This window comes from Anaerostipes faecalis (assembly GCF_018982945.1).
Taxonomy (GTDB): Bacteria; Bacillota; Clostridia; order Lachnospirales; family Lachnospiraceae; genus Anaerostipes; species Anaerostipes faecalis.
In genome coordinates this window covers 71,626-88,709 of the sequence record NZ_JABRXE010000010.1, presented here as the reverse complement: position 1 = coordinate 88,709, position 17,084 = coordinate 71,626, and the positions used below count along the sequence as shown (strand labels likewise).

Below are 17,084 nucleotides of genomic sequence, written 5' to 3'. Positions count from 1 at the left end.
AATTAAAGAGAATTTCTCCAGATGGATATGTTGAAGGAGATGTAATCTAAAGAGTTTGATATGTAAAAGCTTTGTGAAATTTATGATTACCATTGATATTTTAAATATTTTATATTAGAATGATACTAAATGAAAGGGACGTGATAATATGGATAATAATCGTACACAACATTTTTCAGTTGTAAAAGAAGAATTAGATGTATACATGATTCTGGAACGTGTATACGAAGCTTTACAGGAAAAAGGATATAATCCTGTAAACCAGATGGTTGGTTATATTATGTCAGGAGATCCCACCTATATTACCAGTCATAAGAATGCCAGAAGTATAATTAATAAAGTCGAGAGAGACGAGATCATAGAAGCTTTGTTTGAAAACTATATTGAGACAAAGTTAAAGTAAGACAGGCTGCTATGAGAATATTAGGTTTAGACTATGGAACAAGAACAGTAGGAGTGGCTATTAGTGATGAGCTGGGAATTACAGCACAGCCATTGGAAACCATTGTTCGAAAAGATGCCAACAAACTCCGAAAAACCTATGCAAGGATTGAAGAGCTGGTACGGGAATATGGGGTGGAAACTATTGTTCTTGGTTTTCCAAAGAATATGAATAATACAATAGGCGAACGGGGAAATGATACGATAGATTTCCGCGATGCTTTAGTGCGTCGTACAAACGTAGAAGTTATTCTATGGGATGAACGTTTAACGACGGTAGCGTCAGAAAAAGTACTGATGGAAAGTGGAGTGAGACGAGAAAACCGTAAAAAAGTAATCGATCAGATTGCTGCGTCTTTGATTTTACAAGGATATTTAGATTCTCAACAGGAAGGATGAATTTAAGATGAAAGAAAAAGACAATACAATCCTTTGTCTGGATGAAGATGGAAATGAAATCCAATTACTTGTTTTAGAGCAGACAACACTGGCAGGGATAAATTATCTTCTGGTGGCAGACTCTATGGAAGATGACGGAATCGTTTTAATCATGAAGGAGATTAGTCTGGAAGATGACTATGCATCTTATGAAGTAGTAGATGATGATGAAGAACTAAAGATAATTTCCAGTATTTTTAATGAACTGGTAGATGATTTTGAAGTGAGTTTATAATAAAAAGGAGTTACGACACAGTCGTACAAAACAATCGATTGTCAGAACGGAAGAAAATGGAGGAATTAGTTTGAAAGACAATCAACAACAAAGACAACAGGTTAGACCAAAGAACAATAATACAAAAGACAGAAGAATGTATAGCAGAAACACAGCTAATAATTATCAGTCAAAAGGACGCCGTGGACAGACACCCCGTAAGAAACCAAATTCTGTAAAGATTATACCTTTGGGTGGTCTGGGACAGATCGGAATGAATATCACAGCGTTCGAGTGCAATAACCAGATACTGATCGTAGACTGTGGATTGGCTTTTCCTGATGAAGATATGTTAGGAATTGATCTTGTTATTCCAGATATCACTTACTTGAAGGAAAACGCAAACAAGATTCGTGGATTAGTCATTACCCATGGACATGAAGATCATATCGGGGCCATACCATATTTTGAAAAGGAATTAAATGTTCCTATTTATGCTACAAAACTTACTATGGCACTGATTGACAATAAGCTGAGAGAACATGGATTATCTAATACTGTATCCAAGAATATTGTAACCCATGGTGATAAGATCAAATTGGGTGTTTTTGAAGTAGAATTTATTAAGACAAATCATAGTATCGCAGATGCGGCAGCGTTGGCAATCACAACACCAGCAGGAGTTATTGTTCATACAGGTGACTTTAAGGTGGATCATACTCCGTTATTCGGAGAGGCAATCGACCTTGCCAAATTTGCTGAACTGGGAAGTAAAGGGGTTCTGGCACTGATGGCTGATAGTACCAATGTAGAGCGTCAGGGCTATACACTTTCTGAAAAGAACGTTGGGAAACGTTTGGATGGTATATTTGCGGAACATTTAAAAGGACGCATGATTATCGCAACATTTGCTTCCAATGTTGACCGTGTGCAGCATATTATTAATTCTGCTCATAAATATGGAAGGAAAGTTGCAGTAGAAGGAAGAAGTATGGTAAATATTATTGCCACTGCTTCAGAACTGGGATATATCAAAATTCCAAAGAACACATTAATTGAAACGGATCAAATCAAAAATTATCCGGATGATCAGATTGTTTTAATTACTACAGGCAGCCAGGGAGAGACCATGGCAGCCTTGTCACGTATGGCTAACTCAACTCACAGAAAAGTTTCTATTGTTCCATCAGATACTATTATTTTCAGTTCCAGTCCAATTCCGGGGAATGAAAAGAATATATCAAAAATCATGAATGAACTGGCAATGAAAGGTGCTAAGGTTGTATTTGAAGATACCCATGTATCAGGACATGCATGTCGTGAGGAATTACGCCTTATTTATGCATTAACAAAACCAAAGTATGCGATTCCGGTTCATGGAGAATATAGACATTTGATGCGTCACAGGGAGCTGGCGATAGAAATGGGAATTCCAAAGGAAAATGCATTTGTTCTTGCTGAAGGAGATGTATTGGAACTGAACAAACGTCAGGGAAAAGTAACAGGAAAAGTTCAGGCAGGAGGAATTCTTGTAGATGGACTTGGTGTTGGTGATGTAGGAAATATCGTCCTCAATGATCGTAAATTACTATCACAGAATGGATTGATCATTGCTACGGTAACTTTACAGAGACATGCAACACAGATTCTTGCAGGACCAGATATTGTTTCAAGAGGATTTGTCTATGTAAGAGAATCAGAATCATTAATGGAAGGTGCCAGAGAGGTTGTGCTAAAATCCATTGAAGAATGTATCGATCGTAACATATCAGACTGGGCAAGAATTAAGGCAAGTATTAAAGAAGCATTAAGTAACTATATCTGGACGAAGACAAAACGTAACCCAATGATTCTTCCAATTATTACAGAGGTATAAAACATGAACGATGCTGAAGAAAAAAAGCTTTATAAATCTGAGTCATTTAGGTTGTTTTTTAAAACAATGATAAGGGTATTTTCGATTTTCGTCATATTTCTTGTGTTTTATGGAGCTTATTTTATGGCAGAACAGACCTTTTCAAATCCGGCATATGATGCCAAAGGCACAAACAAAATAAAAATTGTTGTGAAAAGCAATGATTCTGAAAAGGATGTTGCTCAGCAGTTGGAAGAGAAAAAATTAATATACGGATCATATAGATTCAGAGTTCGAAAGTTTTTTTCGAAATATAAAAATCAGGCATTCATCCCTGGGGAGTATCAGTTTACACAAAATCAGGGATTGGATGATATCATGGGAATACTGTGTGGAGAAGATGATTCAAAGGAGATCAGGCAATGATAGTGGATCAGAATATAACTGATTATATCCGCTCATTAATGAAAGAAGAGAAAAATTTACTTGGAGAAATTGAATACGAGGCCAGACAAAATCATGTTCCGATTGTTAAACCTGAAACAAAGGAATTACTTAGAATGCTGGTTCTTTTGAAACAACCGATGAAAATCCTGGAAGTTGGTGCAGCTGTAGGATTTTCTTCTCTTTATATGAATAAATATCAGCCGACAGGCGGTAATATTATTACCATTGAGCGAAATGAAAAAAGAATAAAAAAGGCAAAAGAAAATATCCATAAAATGGGAAAAGAGGAGCAGATTACACTTTTAGAAGGAGATGCAATTGAAATTTTAAAATCTCTGGATGGTTCCTATGATTTTATTTTTGTGGATGCTGCCAAAGGACAGTACATTCATTTTCTGGATGATGTGTTAAGACTGCTGTCTCCTAAAGGATTACTTGTGTCAGATAATGTTCTCCAGGATGGAGATGTGGCCAAATCCCGATATGCAATTGAGAGAAGAGACAGAACCATTCACAAAAGAATGAGAGACTTTTTATATACAATTAAAAATCATCCCCAATTGGAAACAACGATTCTTCCAGTTGGAGATGGGGTAGCAATAAGTATGAAGACAGGAGAAACCAATGAGAGAGATTGAATTATTAATTCCTGCAAGTAATCTGGAAGTTTTAAAAGTAGCCGTATTATATGGTGCAGATGCAGTATATATTGGTGGTGAAATGTATGGATTACGTGCAAAAGCTAAAAACTTTTCCATGGAAGACGTAAAAGAAGGAATTGAATTTGCGCATAAACATGGAGTAAAGGTTTATATTACAGCCAATATCGTGGCTCATAATGGAGATTTGGAAGGAATCCGTGAATATTTTAAAGAGTTAAATGAAATTAAACCAGATGGTCTGATTATTTCTGATCCAGGTGTATTTATGATTGCTAAAGAAGTATGTCCATCTATTGACAGACATATCAGTACACAGGCAAACAGTACTAATTATGCAACCTATCAGTTCTGGTATGAACAGGGGGCATCCCGTGTTGTATCAGCAAGAGAATTATCTTTAGAGGAAATAAAAGAAATTCGTGCTAATATTCCGGATGATATGGAAATTGAGTCATTTATTCACGGTGCCATGTGTATTTCACATTCCGGAAGATGCCTCCTGAGCAATTATTTTACGGGAAGAAATGCAAATAGTGGAGAGTGTACTCATCCCTGCAGATGGAAATATGCTGTCATGGAAGAAACAAGACCGGGAGAGTACATGCCGGTATATGAAAATGAGCGAGGAACATATATTTTCAACTCTAAAGATTTGAACATGATTGAATATATCGATCAGATTCTGGATGCTGGAATTGATAGTTTAAAAATTGAAGGAAGAATGAAAACGGCATTATATGTTGCTACTGTTGCAAGAACTTATAGAAGAGCCATTGACGATTGTATGGAATCTGTAGAGAAGTACAGAGCAAATATGGATTATTACAAGGATGAAATCGCAAAATGTACTTATAGACAGTTTACTACAGGTTTCTATTTTGGAAAAACGGATGAAAATTCACAAATTTATGACAGCAACACATATATTAAAAATTATACTTATATTGGAATTGTTCAGGGATATAATGAAAAAGGATATGCACTTCTGGAACAGAAAAATAAGTTTTCAGTAGGAGAGACTATAGAAGTAATGATTCCTGATGGAACCAATAAAGAGGTGGTAGTAAAAGCAATTGAGAATGAAAAGGGAAAATCAATGGATTGTGCACCACATCCAAAACAGATGATATATGTGGATTTTGGAGAAAAAATTGAAGAAGGCTATTTGCTAAGAAGAAAAGAATAGGAAAAGCACTTTTCTAGGCAGGTTATCATATTATGATAAAAAGGCTTAGAAGGGTGCTTTTCTTTTGCAGGCATTTTTGGAACCATTAACACTGGAAGAAGAACAACACTATCTGAAGCTAAGCCATCAAGGGGATATGATAGCACGGAATCTGCTGGTGGAACATAATTTACGTTTGGTTGCGCATATTGTAAAAAAGTATAATAATTTTGATCGAGATAAGGATGATCTGATTTCCATAGGTACCATTGGATTAATCAAGGCAATCAACACATACAATGCGGAGAAAGGACATCGACTGGTCACATATGCATCCAGATGTATTGAGAATGAGTTGTTAATGATGCTGCGTCAGGAACGGAAAACAGCTAAAGATACGTCATTATATGAACCCATAGGTGTTGATAAAGAAGGTAATGAAATTCATTTGCTTGATATATTAGGAGCAGATGAGGTCGATATTGTTCAAAAGATAGATCAGGAAGAAAATATCAGGAAACTCTATAGATGTTTAAATAGAATGGAAGCTTCCAGAGAAAAAGATACATTAATTATGCGCTATGGTCTGTATGGAAGAGAACCTATGACACAAAAGGAAGTTGCCCAAAAACTACAGATTTCCAGATCCTATGTCAGTCGTATTGAAAAAAAAGCAGTAAAAACAGTAAAAAGGATGATGGAGACCAGATTATAAATATATCTGTAAACTCTTCTGATAAGATAAATAATAAGACGACATTAGTTCCCCCCGGCTATGTCGTCTTGTTTTTTTGACAAATTTAGTAGGAAATTATAAAATAGGATAAGAAGTATTTAAAAGGAGCAGAATATGACATTAACACAGTTAAAATATGTAATTACCATTGCAGATACAGGTTCTATGAATGAGGCAGCAAAATCTTTATTTATTTCACAGCCTAGTTTATCTCTTGCTGTAAAAGAACTGGAACAGGAAATAGGTGTAGAGTTATTTCGCAGAAGTAACAGAGGAGTATCTCTGACTGTTGAAGGAAATGAATTTTTAAGTTATGCCAGACAGGTTGTGGAACAATATCAGCTGATGGAATCAAGATATATTGAGAAGAAAGATGTGAAAAAGAAATTTGCGGTTTCCATGCAGCATTATACATTTGCAGTTAATGCATTTGTTGAGATGGTCAAACAATTTGGAATGGATGAATATGAATTTGCAGTAAGAGAAACGAAAACATATGAAGTTATAGAAGATGTAAAAGATTTTCGAAGTGAAATTGGAATACTGTATCTCAACGACTTTAATCGTAAAGTATTAGAAAAGTTATTTCATGAATCAAATCTGGAATTTCATCCGCTTTTGAATTGTGGAATATATGTATATCTCTGGAAAGGGCATCCACTGGCAGATAGGAATGAGATTTCCATTGAGGAATTATCAGAATACCCATGTCTTTCATTTGAACAGGGTAATTATAATTCTTTTTATTTTGCGGAGGAAGTGTTAAGTACCTATGAATATAAGAGACTGATCAAGGCCAACGACAGAGCAACTCTCCTAAATCTTATGGTAGGTCTGAATGGGTATACCTTATGTTCCGGCATTATCTGTGAAAGTCTTAATGGATCAGATTATTGTGCTATTAAACTGAAGTCTGACGAAGTAATGACCATTGGATATATTAAGAGAAAAGGAATTGCCATTAGTCCTTTAGGACAAAAATATCTAGAGGAAATCAGAAAATTTGAAAGTATGGACAGCTTGTTATAGTCAAAAACTATAATAGGCTGTATTTTTTATTTATTGGACGAAAGGCATAACCTGTGATAATATACTAGTAAAGAGATAGGAAATATATGATATAAAAATAAGATGAAAGTGAGATGAAAAAATGAAACAGATATTATGCTTTGGAGATTCCAATACCTACGGATTGATTCCGGGAACCAGTGAACGCTACAATTGGAGTGTAAGATGGACAGGAATACTAGATCAGTCATTAAGTCAAAAAGGATATAGAATTATAGAAGAAGGATTATGCGGAAGAACTACTGTATTTGAAGATCCTTTAAGAGATGGCAGAAAGGGAACAGCGATTTTTCCCACTGTTCTGGAGACACATCAGCCACTGGAACTTGTTGTTTTGATGCTTGGCACCAATGATTGTAAAACGGTTTATGATGCGTCTTCCAATGTGATTGGAAAAGGAATGGAACGGTTAGTGGATCAGGTTCATCAGAAACAGCCACAGGCAAAAATTCTGCTGGTTTCTCCTATTCATCTTGGAAATGGTGTATGGGAGGAGGGTTATGATCCTGAATTTAATCAGCAATCAGTGAAGACCAGCAAGGAACTTCCTGCTATATATAAAGAAATAGCCAGGCGTAAAAAAATTGATTATCTTGCTGCTTCAGATTATGCATTACCAAGTGAAGAAGACAGAGAACACTTGAATGTTGAAGGACATGAAAAACTGGCATTGGCGCTAAAAGATTATATTGAAAAAATGATTGCATGATTTGCTATAGAAGAAACTTATAACCAGACTTATCTTTTTCATATTAGACAGGTAGGAAAAACTATGATAATATAATACCTGTAAACAGATAGGAAATAAATGAAAAATAATTATAGAGAAGGAGAATTACATTATGAGCAAAAAGATTTCAAGAGAGGATAGAAACTTAAAATTTGAAACATTACAGTTACACGTGGGACAGGAAACACCAGATCCTGCAAGCGATGCAAGAGCGGTTCCGATTTACCAGACAACATCTTATGTATTTCATAATTCTAAGCATGCAGCAGATCGTTTTGGCTTAGCAGATGCAGGAAATATTTACGGAAGACTTACAAATTCTACACAAGGTGTATTTGAAGACAGAATTGCAGCTTTAGAGGGTGGTGTTGCAGGTCTTGCAGTTGCTTCTGGAGCAGCAGCTATTACATATACCATTCAGGCATTGGCTGCACAGGGAGAACATATTGTTGCGCAGAAAACCATTTATGGGGGAACATCCAACCTTCTTGCCCATACACTTCCTTTATATGGCATCAGTGCTACTTTTGTTGATGCACATAATCTGGAAGAAGTCGAAGGTGCCATTCAGGATAATACAAAAGCGATTTACTTAGAAACCCTGGGAAATCCAAACAGTGATATTCCTGATCTTGATGCAATTGCTGAAATTGCTCATAAGCATGGACTTCCAGTGGTTGTTGATAATACCTTTGGTACACCATATCTGATTCGACCAATTGAACATGGGGCAGACATTGTTGTTCATTCTGCAACAAAATTTATTGGAGGACATGGAACATCACTTGGTGGTGTCATTGTTGATGGAGGAACATTTGACTGGGCAGCAAGCGGAAGATATCCTTGGATTTCTGAGCCAAACCCAAGTTATCATGGAGTGCGTTTTACTGAGGCAGCAGGTCCTGCAGCATTTGCTACTTATATTCGTGCAATCTTACTTCGTGATACAGGTGCTACAATATCTCCATTTAATGCGTTTATACTTTTGCAGGGAACAGAGACACTCTCTCTTCGTATCGAACGTCATAATGAAAACACAAAGAAAGTTGTAGAATATTTAGCAAATCATCCACTGGTGGAAAGTGTAAATCATCCTTCACTGCCAGATCATCCGGATCATGCATTATATGAGAGATATTTCCCTAATGGTGGTGCAAGTATCTTCACATTTAATATTAAAGGTGGTCAGGAAGAAGCACATAAATTTATCGATAATTTGGAAATCTTCTCCCTGCTGGCAAATGTAGCCGATGTAAAATCTTTAGTTATCCATCCTGCAACAACAACACACAGCCAGTGTACAGAAGAAGAATTATTAGATCAGGGAATCAAACCAAATACGATTCGTTTATCTATCGGTACAGAAAATATCGATGATATTATCCAGGATCTGGATGAAGCGTTTAAAGCACTTCAGTAAGAAATGATAAACAGATAAACCATAAGGAGCGGGTATCAGTCCGCTCTTTGCCATTTTTTTAAGAAAGGATTGATACATATGACAAGAGAAGAAGCATGGGATCTACTGACAGAATACAATAAAGATGAATTTCATTTGCAACATGCACAGATTGTAGAAAATACAATGAAATATTTTGCCAGAGAACTTGGCTATGGAGATGAAGAAGAATTCTGGGGAATTGTAGGATTACTTCATGACCTGGATTTTGAACAGTATCCGGCAGAACATTGTATCAAATCTCAGGAGATTATGAAAGAAAGAGGGATCGATGAGAAGATCATCCATGCAACAGCCAGTCATGGATATGCAATCACAGTTGATGTTAAGCCGGAACATGAGATGGAAAAAGTATTGTATGCAGTAGATGAGTTAACAGGATTGATCGGTGCCGTTGTTTTAATGCGTCCATCCAAAAGCGTACAGGATCTAACTTTAAAATCTGTAAAGAAAAAATATAAGAGCAAAAACTTTGCCGCAGGATGTGACAGACAAGTGATCCAAAGAGGGGCAGATATGCTTGGCTGGACCTTGGAAGAGCTGATAGAAAGAACCATCGAGGCGTTAAAGACGTTTCAGGATTAGTATTTTCAAATGTTTACAGGAAACTGAAAGAATTAAGGATAGAAATATAAAAGGTAAGAGGATATTGTAATTGTAGCAATATCCTCTTACTGTTTATGTTATATTTGTTCTATTGTGTTACAGATTGTGTTCAAAATATAATCTGTACCTAATGATGTATCCAATGTAAGGTGATAGTTTTTTGCCAGTCCCCATGCCTGATGGGTGTAATAGTGATAATAATCTGCTCTCTGATGATTCATCTGCTGGATTTTTGCAGCAGCTTCTTTTTCAGAGAGATGCTCTGTGCTCATAATTCTTTTAATACGGTAATCTGATGGTGCATGAAGAAAAACTTTCAGACAGGAGGTATTGTTCTTTAATATGTAATCGGCACATCGCCCCATAATGACACAGTTTCCTTTGGAAGCAATTTTTTGGATGATAGAGCTTTCGGCTTCAAAAATTGCATCTTTTGGAGCGGGATTTTTTGAAGAGTATGCATACATTTGAGTAACCAGATCATAAATAAGACTATTGGTCATGGATTCATCATTTTTTTCAATATAATCTATGGTATATCCTGTGGACTTGGCAGCCTGCTGGATAATTTCATTATCATAAAATGTAAATCCTAGTTTTTCTGCCAGCTTTTTGCCAATCTCTCTTCCGCCACTTCCATATTGACGGTCAATGGTAATGATATAAGAAGTTTGCAGGTTTTCTGTAACTTCATTTTCCATATCAGCTTTTTGAAAGAAAACAGGTTCCAGAAAGGAAAGCCATCTGCCAAATAATCGGGCGATTAAACCTACAAGCAAAGCAGCAATAATGGTTCCTTCCCGTACACCATGAAGCTGCTGGGTAAACAGGAAAGATAATAGTCCTGCAATGACGGTCATGGATACATCAAAGATAATTTTTGTTGTACCAAATTCCGTGTGCCATACAAAAACAACAGCACGTACAAAAGACTCTCCAGGAAGCATGGCAACGTCTGCAAATACTTCGGAAAAAACACCAAAACCAAGGATGATACATCCAATCAGCAGATAAATAATTTTTTGTATATAGGTAGAGGGATTTATAAAACCAAGTAATATCATAGATATGTCAATAAAATATCCAAAAGCAATGGAAATAGGAATCTGAAGCAAATGTTCCAGCTTAAAATTTTTCCGAAGGATAAATAGTTGAAGCAAAATCAGCAGCAGACTGAAATAAATGGTAAATTCACCTAATGTAAAAGGAAAATTAAGACTTAATACATAAGGGATAGATGAAATTGGAGAAGTACCAAGATCTGCTTTTGTGATCATGGCAACTCCTAATGAATTGATAAATAGTCCAATAAAGAAAATAATATATCGTTTTAGTTTCTCGTGCATTTTTTATTCTCTCCTTTTTCTCATATTTTCATATATTTTTGCAAATGTATTCATAAATGCAGTTTTTTCTGCATCGGGAATATTTTCAAATATTTCAGATTCTAAAGTCTCAAAAGAATCTGAAACAATATGTGAAAGCTTTTCTCCTTTTGGTGTTAGGAAGACATAGAGGGAGCGACGGTTTCCATTAAGATTTTTTCGGTGGATGATTTCCTGTTTTTCCATACGATTTAATATAGATGTTAAAGATGCAGGCTCAATGTGACATGCAGATGCAATTTCTTTTTGTCCGGCACCGTTATGGTCTTTTAGATAATCTAAAACTTTGGGCTGTCCTAAAGAGAGTTCAGTATTTTTTAAAGATGTAAGCAAATCTTTCTGAAGCATCATATGATTTGCCATAAGAAGATAGTGAAAAGTATAATTCATAAAGGCTCCTTTCAAAATTAGAAAACTAATAATTAGAATTCTAACTATTAACATTTGATATTATAAAATGAAACAAGAATAAGGTCAAGAGAAAAAATTTATAAAGAAAAAAGAACATGATTGAATCATGTCCTTTTTTAAATGGTATTTATATTGAAGGTTTACAGATAATCAAGGTCTGCAAGAGTACTTAAAATGTTGTGTCCTTCCTGCACACCATCAATGATTCTTCTTGCACGAACGCTGTCTCCGATGTTGAGAATTTCAACGTCTGTGTCAGAGAATGCTTCGCGAATTTCATCAAGGATTGGAGTGTTTGCTCTCATACCAAGACACACGAATCCATAATCAAATGGAAGTTCTTTTTCCTCTCCATCTGCTTTTACAACAAAACAGTCACTGTTAACCTGGCAAAGAGCAGTATTTGGCATCTGCTTAACATTGTATTTATTCATTAAAGCAGTGGTACCTGCTTTAGATACAGGATCAAGATCTTTTCCAATCTGTGGCATCATTTCAACGATACTAACCTGAGCACCTTTTGGGGCGAAATATTCAACTACATCAAGTCCTACAGCTCCACCACCGATAACAACAACTTTCTTATCGGAACAATCTTCTGGATAGTTAGAAAGATTGTTAATCATTCCTGAAATAGACGATACTTTAGAACCTTCTTTGTCAATATGATCATGAAGACCTTTGATTGGCGGAAGTAAAGGATTAGATCCTGTTGCATTTACGATAATATTTGGATGTAATGCCTGAATCAGTGGTAAAGTAGCTTCCTGGCCTTTAAAAATAAACAGGTTAGTCAGTTTGGAAGCACGATTAATAAGGTAAGTTGGGAAGTCTCCCAGACGTTTTTTGTCTGGAATCTTTGAAATTTCAACAGATAATCCACCTAAATGATCTTCTTTCTCAAATAAGAATGTTGTACAGCCAACTTCTGCTGCAGTACAAGCTGCTTCCAGACCGGCAGTTCCACCACCAATAACAATAACATTACAAGGTTTATTTATTTTTTTCTTTTTATAATCAAATCCAGAGTTAACAGTTGGATTAATGGTACAACGGATTGGACGGTTAACTCCAATACGGTTTCCTGCACATCCTATGTTACAGGAGATACATTTACGAAGCTCATCTTCGCGTCCTGTGGCAACTTTTTTTACCCAGTGAGGATCAGCAATCAGTCCACGACCCATACCGATAATATCTGCATCTCCGCGACCAAGAATATCATCAGCGATACGAGGATCACGGATGTTCCCCATGGTAACACAAGGTTTTTCAAATTTTTCTTTGACAGCTTTTGCCATATAGGAACGCCATCCGTCTTTTAAATAGTTTGCATCAATCTGGTACTGGATAGAACTGTTTAATCCGGCGGATACATCAAAAGCATCCACTTCATCCTGAAAATAAGAGAGAAGTTCTAAAGTATCTTCTAAAGTATTACCACCTTCTACAAACTCATCTGCACTGATACGGACAAAAATCGGGAACATAGGTCCGACATGTTTTCTGACCTCTTCTATAACTAATTTTGCAAAACGTGCGCGATTCTCTGGACATCCACCAAATTCATCGGTTCTTTTATTAGTTGTAGGGGAGAGAAACTGACTGATTAAGTAAGAATGTCCAGCATGAATCTCAACACAATCAAATCCGGCAGCCTGTGCACGTGCAGCAGCTTCACCGTATTTTTTTGCAATAGCTATAATTTCATCTTTTTCCAGAGGGCGAGGAATTTCTCCACCGGTTTTTGATGGAATATCAGAAGCAGAAACCGGCTGCATATTTGTTCTTTTTGATTGTGCAGATGCTCCGGCATGGTTTAACTGAAGGCCGATACATGCACCGTGAGAATGTACTGTCTCACACAATTTAAAGAAACGAGGCATATAATTGTCATGATCGATACGAATCTGTGTTGTACCATTTGATCCAACAGGAGAGTCAACACTTGCATTTTCAACCATGATTAATCCAACGCCGCCTTTTGCTCTTTCTGTATAATAATCAATGTGTAAAAAACTCATTTCACCAGTCTGTTCACCATAGTTGGTTCCCATAGGAGTCATCATAATACGATTTCTCATGGTCATTGTTTTAATGGTTAGTGGTGAAAAAATATTCTTATAATTGCATTTCATAAAATAAAAACCTCCAAATAATTACATCTTCCATAAGTGAGGTTGTTATCATTAAATTTGGGTGTGATTTTTAATGATGACTGTATTATACCATCCAGACAAATATTTAACAAATTGATATTTTGTGAGAAATCAATAAAATCTATCTATGGTTTTTTTAACAAAGTCAATGAAATTCTGGACAGATGGAAGCATTATAGAATTTTTCAGATATGCCATGTAAACTGTATGGTATGGTTTTACGTTAGCCAGATGTAGAATTTCAACATTATAGTCACGTAAAGATTCTACATGAGCGACGAATCCAATACCAAAATCCTCAGCTACAAGGGAAGCAATGGCATTTTCATCTGGGGTTTCAAAGGCAATGGAAGGTTTCATGTGATTCTGCCGGTAAATGGAATTGGTAAATCGTCCAAGACCAGAAGTATGATCATATCCTATAACAGGGTAATCTAACAAATCTTCTAATATAATAGGCTTTTTATTTTTGAGAGGGTGTCCTACCGGGGTAATGATAACCATTTCCTGATTAATAATAGGAATAAATTCAATTTCAGGTTCATCGGGAACATAAGATCCGAAAATAATATCATATTTTTCGGACTTTAAATCGGAGATGAGTTTTTTTGTAATATCCTGATTAAGAGAAAAAGTGACATCTTTATTCTGCTCAGTATTTAGAAAGTTGCGAACCATATGAGGAATATAAGATTTTGCCAGAGGAAACACATAACCGATATCAATATGTCCTCCAGAAGCATTTGATAAAGCTTTCATTTTTGTTTCGGCAACTTTTATTTCTTCCAGAATCCGGTTTACATGTTCAAGAAAAATCTGCCCATATTTTGTCAGTTTAATATTACGTCCGTTTTTTTTAAATAAAGGGATTCCAAGTTCATCTTCCAGATTTGCGATAGACCGGCTTAAACTTGGCTGGGATATATTTAATGCAGTTGCAGCCTGATGATAATGCTGTAATTGAGCAACTTTTTGAAAATAATATAATTGATTTAAATTCATAACTCCTCCAGAAAAATATTTCTTTATTATAATGTGAATATCTAATAATATTTTAACACGATTAATAGCAAAAAACTATCAATTATTTGCAAAAGATATATTAGAAGTATCAATAAAAGTGATGTATAATATAGCCATAAGGTTGTTAAAAAATTAACTTTTGGGTGAACACAACAAACTATAAAGAATTTATAAGGAGAAAAAATATGGCAGAAAGAATCACAGGTCATACAGAATTAATTGGATTAATGGCTTATCCAATCAGACATTCCAGCTCACCAGCAATGCATAATGAAGCATTTGCAACTTTAGGACTTGACTATGCATACCTTGCATTTGAAGTTGATAATGATACTTTGGAAGATGCGGTAAAAGGGCTTCGTGCTTTAAAAATGGTAGGTTCTAATGTATCTATGCCAAATAAAACAGTTGTAGGACAGTATCTTGATGAGTTATCTCCAGCAGCTGAAATGGCAGGAGCAGTTAACACAATTGTCAACGACAATGGAAAATTAATTGGACATATTACAGACGGTATCGGATATATGCAGTCTTTAAAAGACAATGATATTGATGTGATTGGTAAGAAAATGACAATCACAGGAGCCGGTGGTGCAGCAACAGCAATTGAAATCCAGGCAGCATTAGATGGTGTCAAAGAAATGTCAATCTTTAATATTAAAGATAAATTCTGGGAAAATGCGGAAAAGACAGTTGAAAAGATTCGTGCTAACACTGACTGTATCGTTAATCTTTATGATTTGGATGATAAAGAAAAATTAAGAGAAGAAATTGCAGACAGTTATTTATTTGCACAGGCAACTGGTGTTGGAATGAAGCCATTAGAAGGACAGTCAGTTGTACCTGATAAATCTTTCTTCCGTCCAGACCTCATTGTAACAGATACAATCTATGCTCCAAGAGAAACTGCTTTATTAAAAATGGCAAAAGAAGTTGGATGTAAAACAATGAATGGACTTGGAATGATGTTATTCCAGGGAGATGCAGCTTTCCATTTATGGACAGGAAAACATATGCCAATTGATCATATGAAAGAAGTATTAGATATTAAATACGATTAAGAATAAGATAAATATTTACTGAGAGGAAATAATAATGAATAAAAAATATTTACCAAGTGCCCTAATTTTATATTTAAACTATTTTATCCATGGAATCGGTTGTTCCATTTTAAGTCAGCAGGTAGTAAAAGAAATGCTGGCAGCCCAGTGGGGATTGTCTGATGTTATGGCAGTTACATCCATTGCAGCAGCTTTAGGTTTAGGACGTCTGATTTCCCTTCCGTTTGCAGGACCTTTATCTGACAAATTAGGACGTCGTTTATCAGTGATCATCGGATGTGCTTCTTACGTGATCTTCTTAGTGGGAATTGCATTTTCACCAAACACAACAATTGCGTACATCGCAGCAGTTCTTGGTGGTATCGCTAACTCATTCCTGGATACTGCGACATATCCTGCAGTTGCAGAAATTATTGATAAATATACAGGGATTGCAACAATGGGAATCAAATTCTTTATTTCTATTGCACAGTTACTGATGCCTTTCTTCTTAGGTGTTGTTGCCGGATCAAGCCTGTCATACCTGATGCTTCCAGTTGTAGCAGGTGTTGCAATCGGAGTTCTTGGAATCCTTGCAATTTTTGCACCGTTCCCAGCAGCATCTGAAAGTGGAAAATCTGAATCACTGATTCAGAATATTAAAAATGCAAATTTCTCTATTGAAAGTATTGCATTGATCTTAATTGGTTTTACAAGTACAGCTACATTCCAGTTATGGTTAAACTGTGCTCAGACATTTGGAACAGAAATCGCCAAAATCCCGTCAGAATCCGTATCTGTTATGCAGACATACTATTCTGCTGGAACAATGGTAGCACTGGTAGTTACAAGTTTATTAATTACAAAATTTAAACAGGTTCGCTTCCTGGTAATCTATCCGGCAATTTCTGTAGTGATGCTTGCTCTTGTATATGTGATTAAAACACCTGTAATCTGTTATATTGGTGCATTTGTTATTGGTTATTCTGCAGCTGGTGGAGTTCTTCAGATGGCTACAGCAACTGTAAATGACCTGTTCCCTAAAATCAAAGGTACAATTACAAGTTTAGTTATGATTGCATCCAGCTTGTGTAACTATACAATCTTAACAGCAGCAGCAAAAATGACATCTAGTCAGGTAATCGTTATGAATCTTGTAATTACTATTATTGGTGTGGTACTTGCTTTATTTGTAAATATGAGATATGGTACATTATTGAAGAATGTTGATGCAGAATAATAAAG

Annotated in this window: 18 protein-coding genes; 14 read left to right on the top strand and 4 right to left on the bottom strand. The window is 35.8% G+C overall.

The genetic code is table 11. The features are described 5' to 3' along the window. Nucleotides 1-148 precede the first annotated feature (148 nt). From KTB61_RS10825 to KTB61_RS10770, 12 genes are all read left to right on the top strand, one after another. Nucleotides 149-403: an IreB family regulatory phosphoprotein gene (locus KTB61_RS10825; RefSeq protein WP_075758512.1), complete on the top strand. Its 255-nt coding sequence runs from the start codon at nt 149-151 to the stop codon at nt 401-403. A gap of 11 nt (nt 404-414) precedes the next feature. Next, a complete protein-coding gene (ruvX, locus tag KTB61_RS10820) occupies nt 415-840 on the top strand; it encodes a Holliday junction resolvase RuvX (protein ID WP_075758513.1) in 426 nt (141 codons plus the stop codon). Nucleotides 841-847: 7 nt separating this feature from the next. Further along, nucleotides 848-1,114: a DUF1292 domain-containing protein gene (locus KTB61_RS10815; RefSeq protein ID WP_075758514.1), complete on the top strand. Its 267-nt coding sequence runs from the start codon at nt 848-850 to the stop codon at nt 1,112-1,114. A 136-nt stretch (nt 1,115-1,250) separates the two neighbouring features. Beyond that, nucleotides 1,251-2,969: a ribonuclease J gene (locus KTB61_RS10810; RefSeq protein WP_192846109.1), complete on the top strand. Its 1,719-nt coding sequence runs from the start codon at nt 1,251-1,253 to the stop codon at nt 2,967-2,969. A 123-nt stretch (nt 2,970-3,092) separates the two neighbouring features. Further along, complete coding sequence (locus KTB61_RS10805; protein ID WP_230973723.1) at nt 3,093-3,374, top strand: MltG/YceG/YrrL family protein; 282 nt, start codon at nt 3,093-3,095, stop codon at nt 3,372-3,374. Next, nucleotides 3,371-4,033 carry an O-methyltransferase gene (locus tag KTB61_RS10800; protein WP_075758517.1) on the top strand — a complete coding sequence of 221 codons (663 nt, stop codon included), beginning with the start codon at nt 3,371-3,373 and terminating at the stop codon, nt 4,031-4,033. The genes KTB61_RS10805 and KTB61_RS10800 overlap by 4 nt, the downstream gene beginning before the upstream one ends. After that, a complete protein-coding gene (locus KTB61_RS10795; RefSeq protein ID WP_216697481.1) occupies nt 4,020-5,243 on the top strand; it encodes a peptidase U32 family protein in 1,224 nt (407 codons plus the stop codon). The genes KTB61_RS10800 and KTB61_RS10795 overlap by 14 nt, the downstream gene beginning before the upstream one ends. A gap of 64 nt (nt 5,244-5,307) precedes the next feature. Continuing rightward, nucleotides 5,308-5,937, top strand: coding sequence for an RNA polymerase sporulation sigma factor SigK (gene sigK, locus KTB61_RS10790; protein WP_075758519.1), 630 nt, complete (start codon nt 5,308-5,310; stop codon nt 5,935-5,937). Between the two features lie 135 nt (nt 5,938-6,072). Continuing rightward, nucleotides 6,073-6,987, top strand: a complete 915-nt coding sequence (locus KTB61_RS10785) for a LysR family transcriptional regulator (protein ID WP_075758520.1) — start codon at nt 6,073-6,075, stop codon at nt 6,985-6,987. A 121-nt stretch (nt 6,988-7,108) separates the two neighbouring features. Beyond that, the gene (locus KTB61_RS10780; protein ID WP_216697480.1) at nt 7,109-7,735 is read left to right on the top strand and encodes a GDSL-type esterase/lipase family protein; all 627 of its coding nucleotides are present in this window, start codon (nt 7,109-7,111) and stop codon (nt 7,733-7,735) included. Nucleotides 7,736-7,868: 133 nt separating this feature from the next. Continuing rightward, nucleotides 7,869-9,176 (top strand): O-acetylhomoserine aminocarboxypropyltransferase/cysteine synthase family protein, encoded by a 1,308-nt coding sequence (locus KTB61_RS10775; protein ID WP_075758521.1) that lies wholly within the window; start codon nt 7,869-7,871, stop codon nt 9,174-9,176. 78 nt (nt 9,177-9,254) lie between these two features. Beyond that, the gene (locus KTB61_RS10770) at nt 9,255-9,800 is read left to right on the top strand and encodes a hydrolase (RefSeq protein WP_216697479.1); all 546 of its coding nucleotides are present in this window, start codon (nt 9,255-9,257) and stop codon (nt 9,798-9,800) included. 98 nt (nt 9,801-9,898) lie between these two features. Here the strand turns inward: KTB61_RS10770 and KTB61_RS10765 are convergent, their stop codons facing one another. The 4 genes from KTB61_RS10765 to KTB61_RS10750 form a co-directional block, all read right to left on the bottom strand. Further along, nucleotides 9,899-11,167 carry a cytidylate kinase family protein gene (locus KTB61_RS10765; protein ID WP_216697478.1) on the bottom strand — a complete coding sequence of 423 codons (1,269 nt, stop codon included), beginning with the start codon at nt 11,165-11,167 and terminating at the stop codon, nt 9,899-9,901. A gap of 3 nt (nt 11,168-11,170) precedes the next feature. Continuing rightward, the gene (locus tag KTB61_RS10760) at nt 11,171-11,596 is read right to left on the bottom strand and encodes a MarR family winged helix-turn-helix transcriptional regulator (protein ID WP_075758524.1); all 426 of its coding nucleotides are present in this window, start codon (nt 11,594-11,596) and stop codon (nt 11,171-11,173) included. A 161-nt stretch (nt 11,597-11,757) separates the two neighbouring features. Continuing rightward, a complete protein-coding gene (locus KTB61_RS10755; RefSeq protein WP_216697477.1) occupies nt 11,758-13,755 on the bottom strand; it encodes an oxidoreductase in 1,998 nt (665 codons plus the stop codon). Nucleotides 13,756-13,887: 132 nt separating this feature from the next. After that, the gene (locus tag KTB61_RS10750; RefSeq protein WP_216697476.1) at nt 13,888-14,778 is read right to left on the bottom strand and encodes a LysR family transcriptional regulator; all 891 of its coding nucleotides are present in this window, start codon (nt 14,776-14,778) and stop codon (nt 13,888-13,890) included. Between the two features lie 206 nt (nt 14,779-14,984). Between KTB61_RS10750 and KTB61_RS10745 the strand changes: the two genes are divergently transcribed. Together KTB61_RS10745 and KTB61_RS10740 are read left to right on the top strand one after the other, a co-directional pair. Next, nucleotides 14,985-15,860 carry a shikimate dehydrogenase gene (locus KTB61_RS10745; protein WP_075758527.1) on the top strand — a complete coding sequence of 292 codons (876 nt, stop codon included), beginning with the start codon at nt 14,985-14,987 and terminating at the stop codon, nt 15,858-15,860. Nucleotides 15,861-15,894: 34 nt separating this feature from the next. After that, complete coding sequence (locus tag KTB61_RS10740; RefSeq protein ID WP_075758528.1) at nt 15,895-17,079, top strand: MFS transporter; 1,185 nt, start codon at nt 15,895-15,897, stop codon at nt 17,077-17,079. Nucleotides 17,080-17,084: the final 5 nt, after the last annotated feature.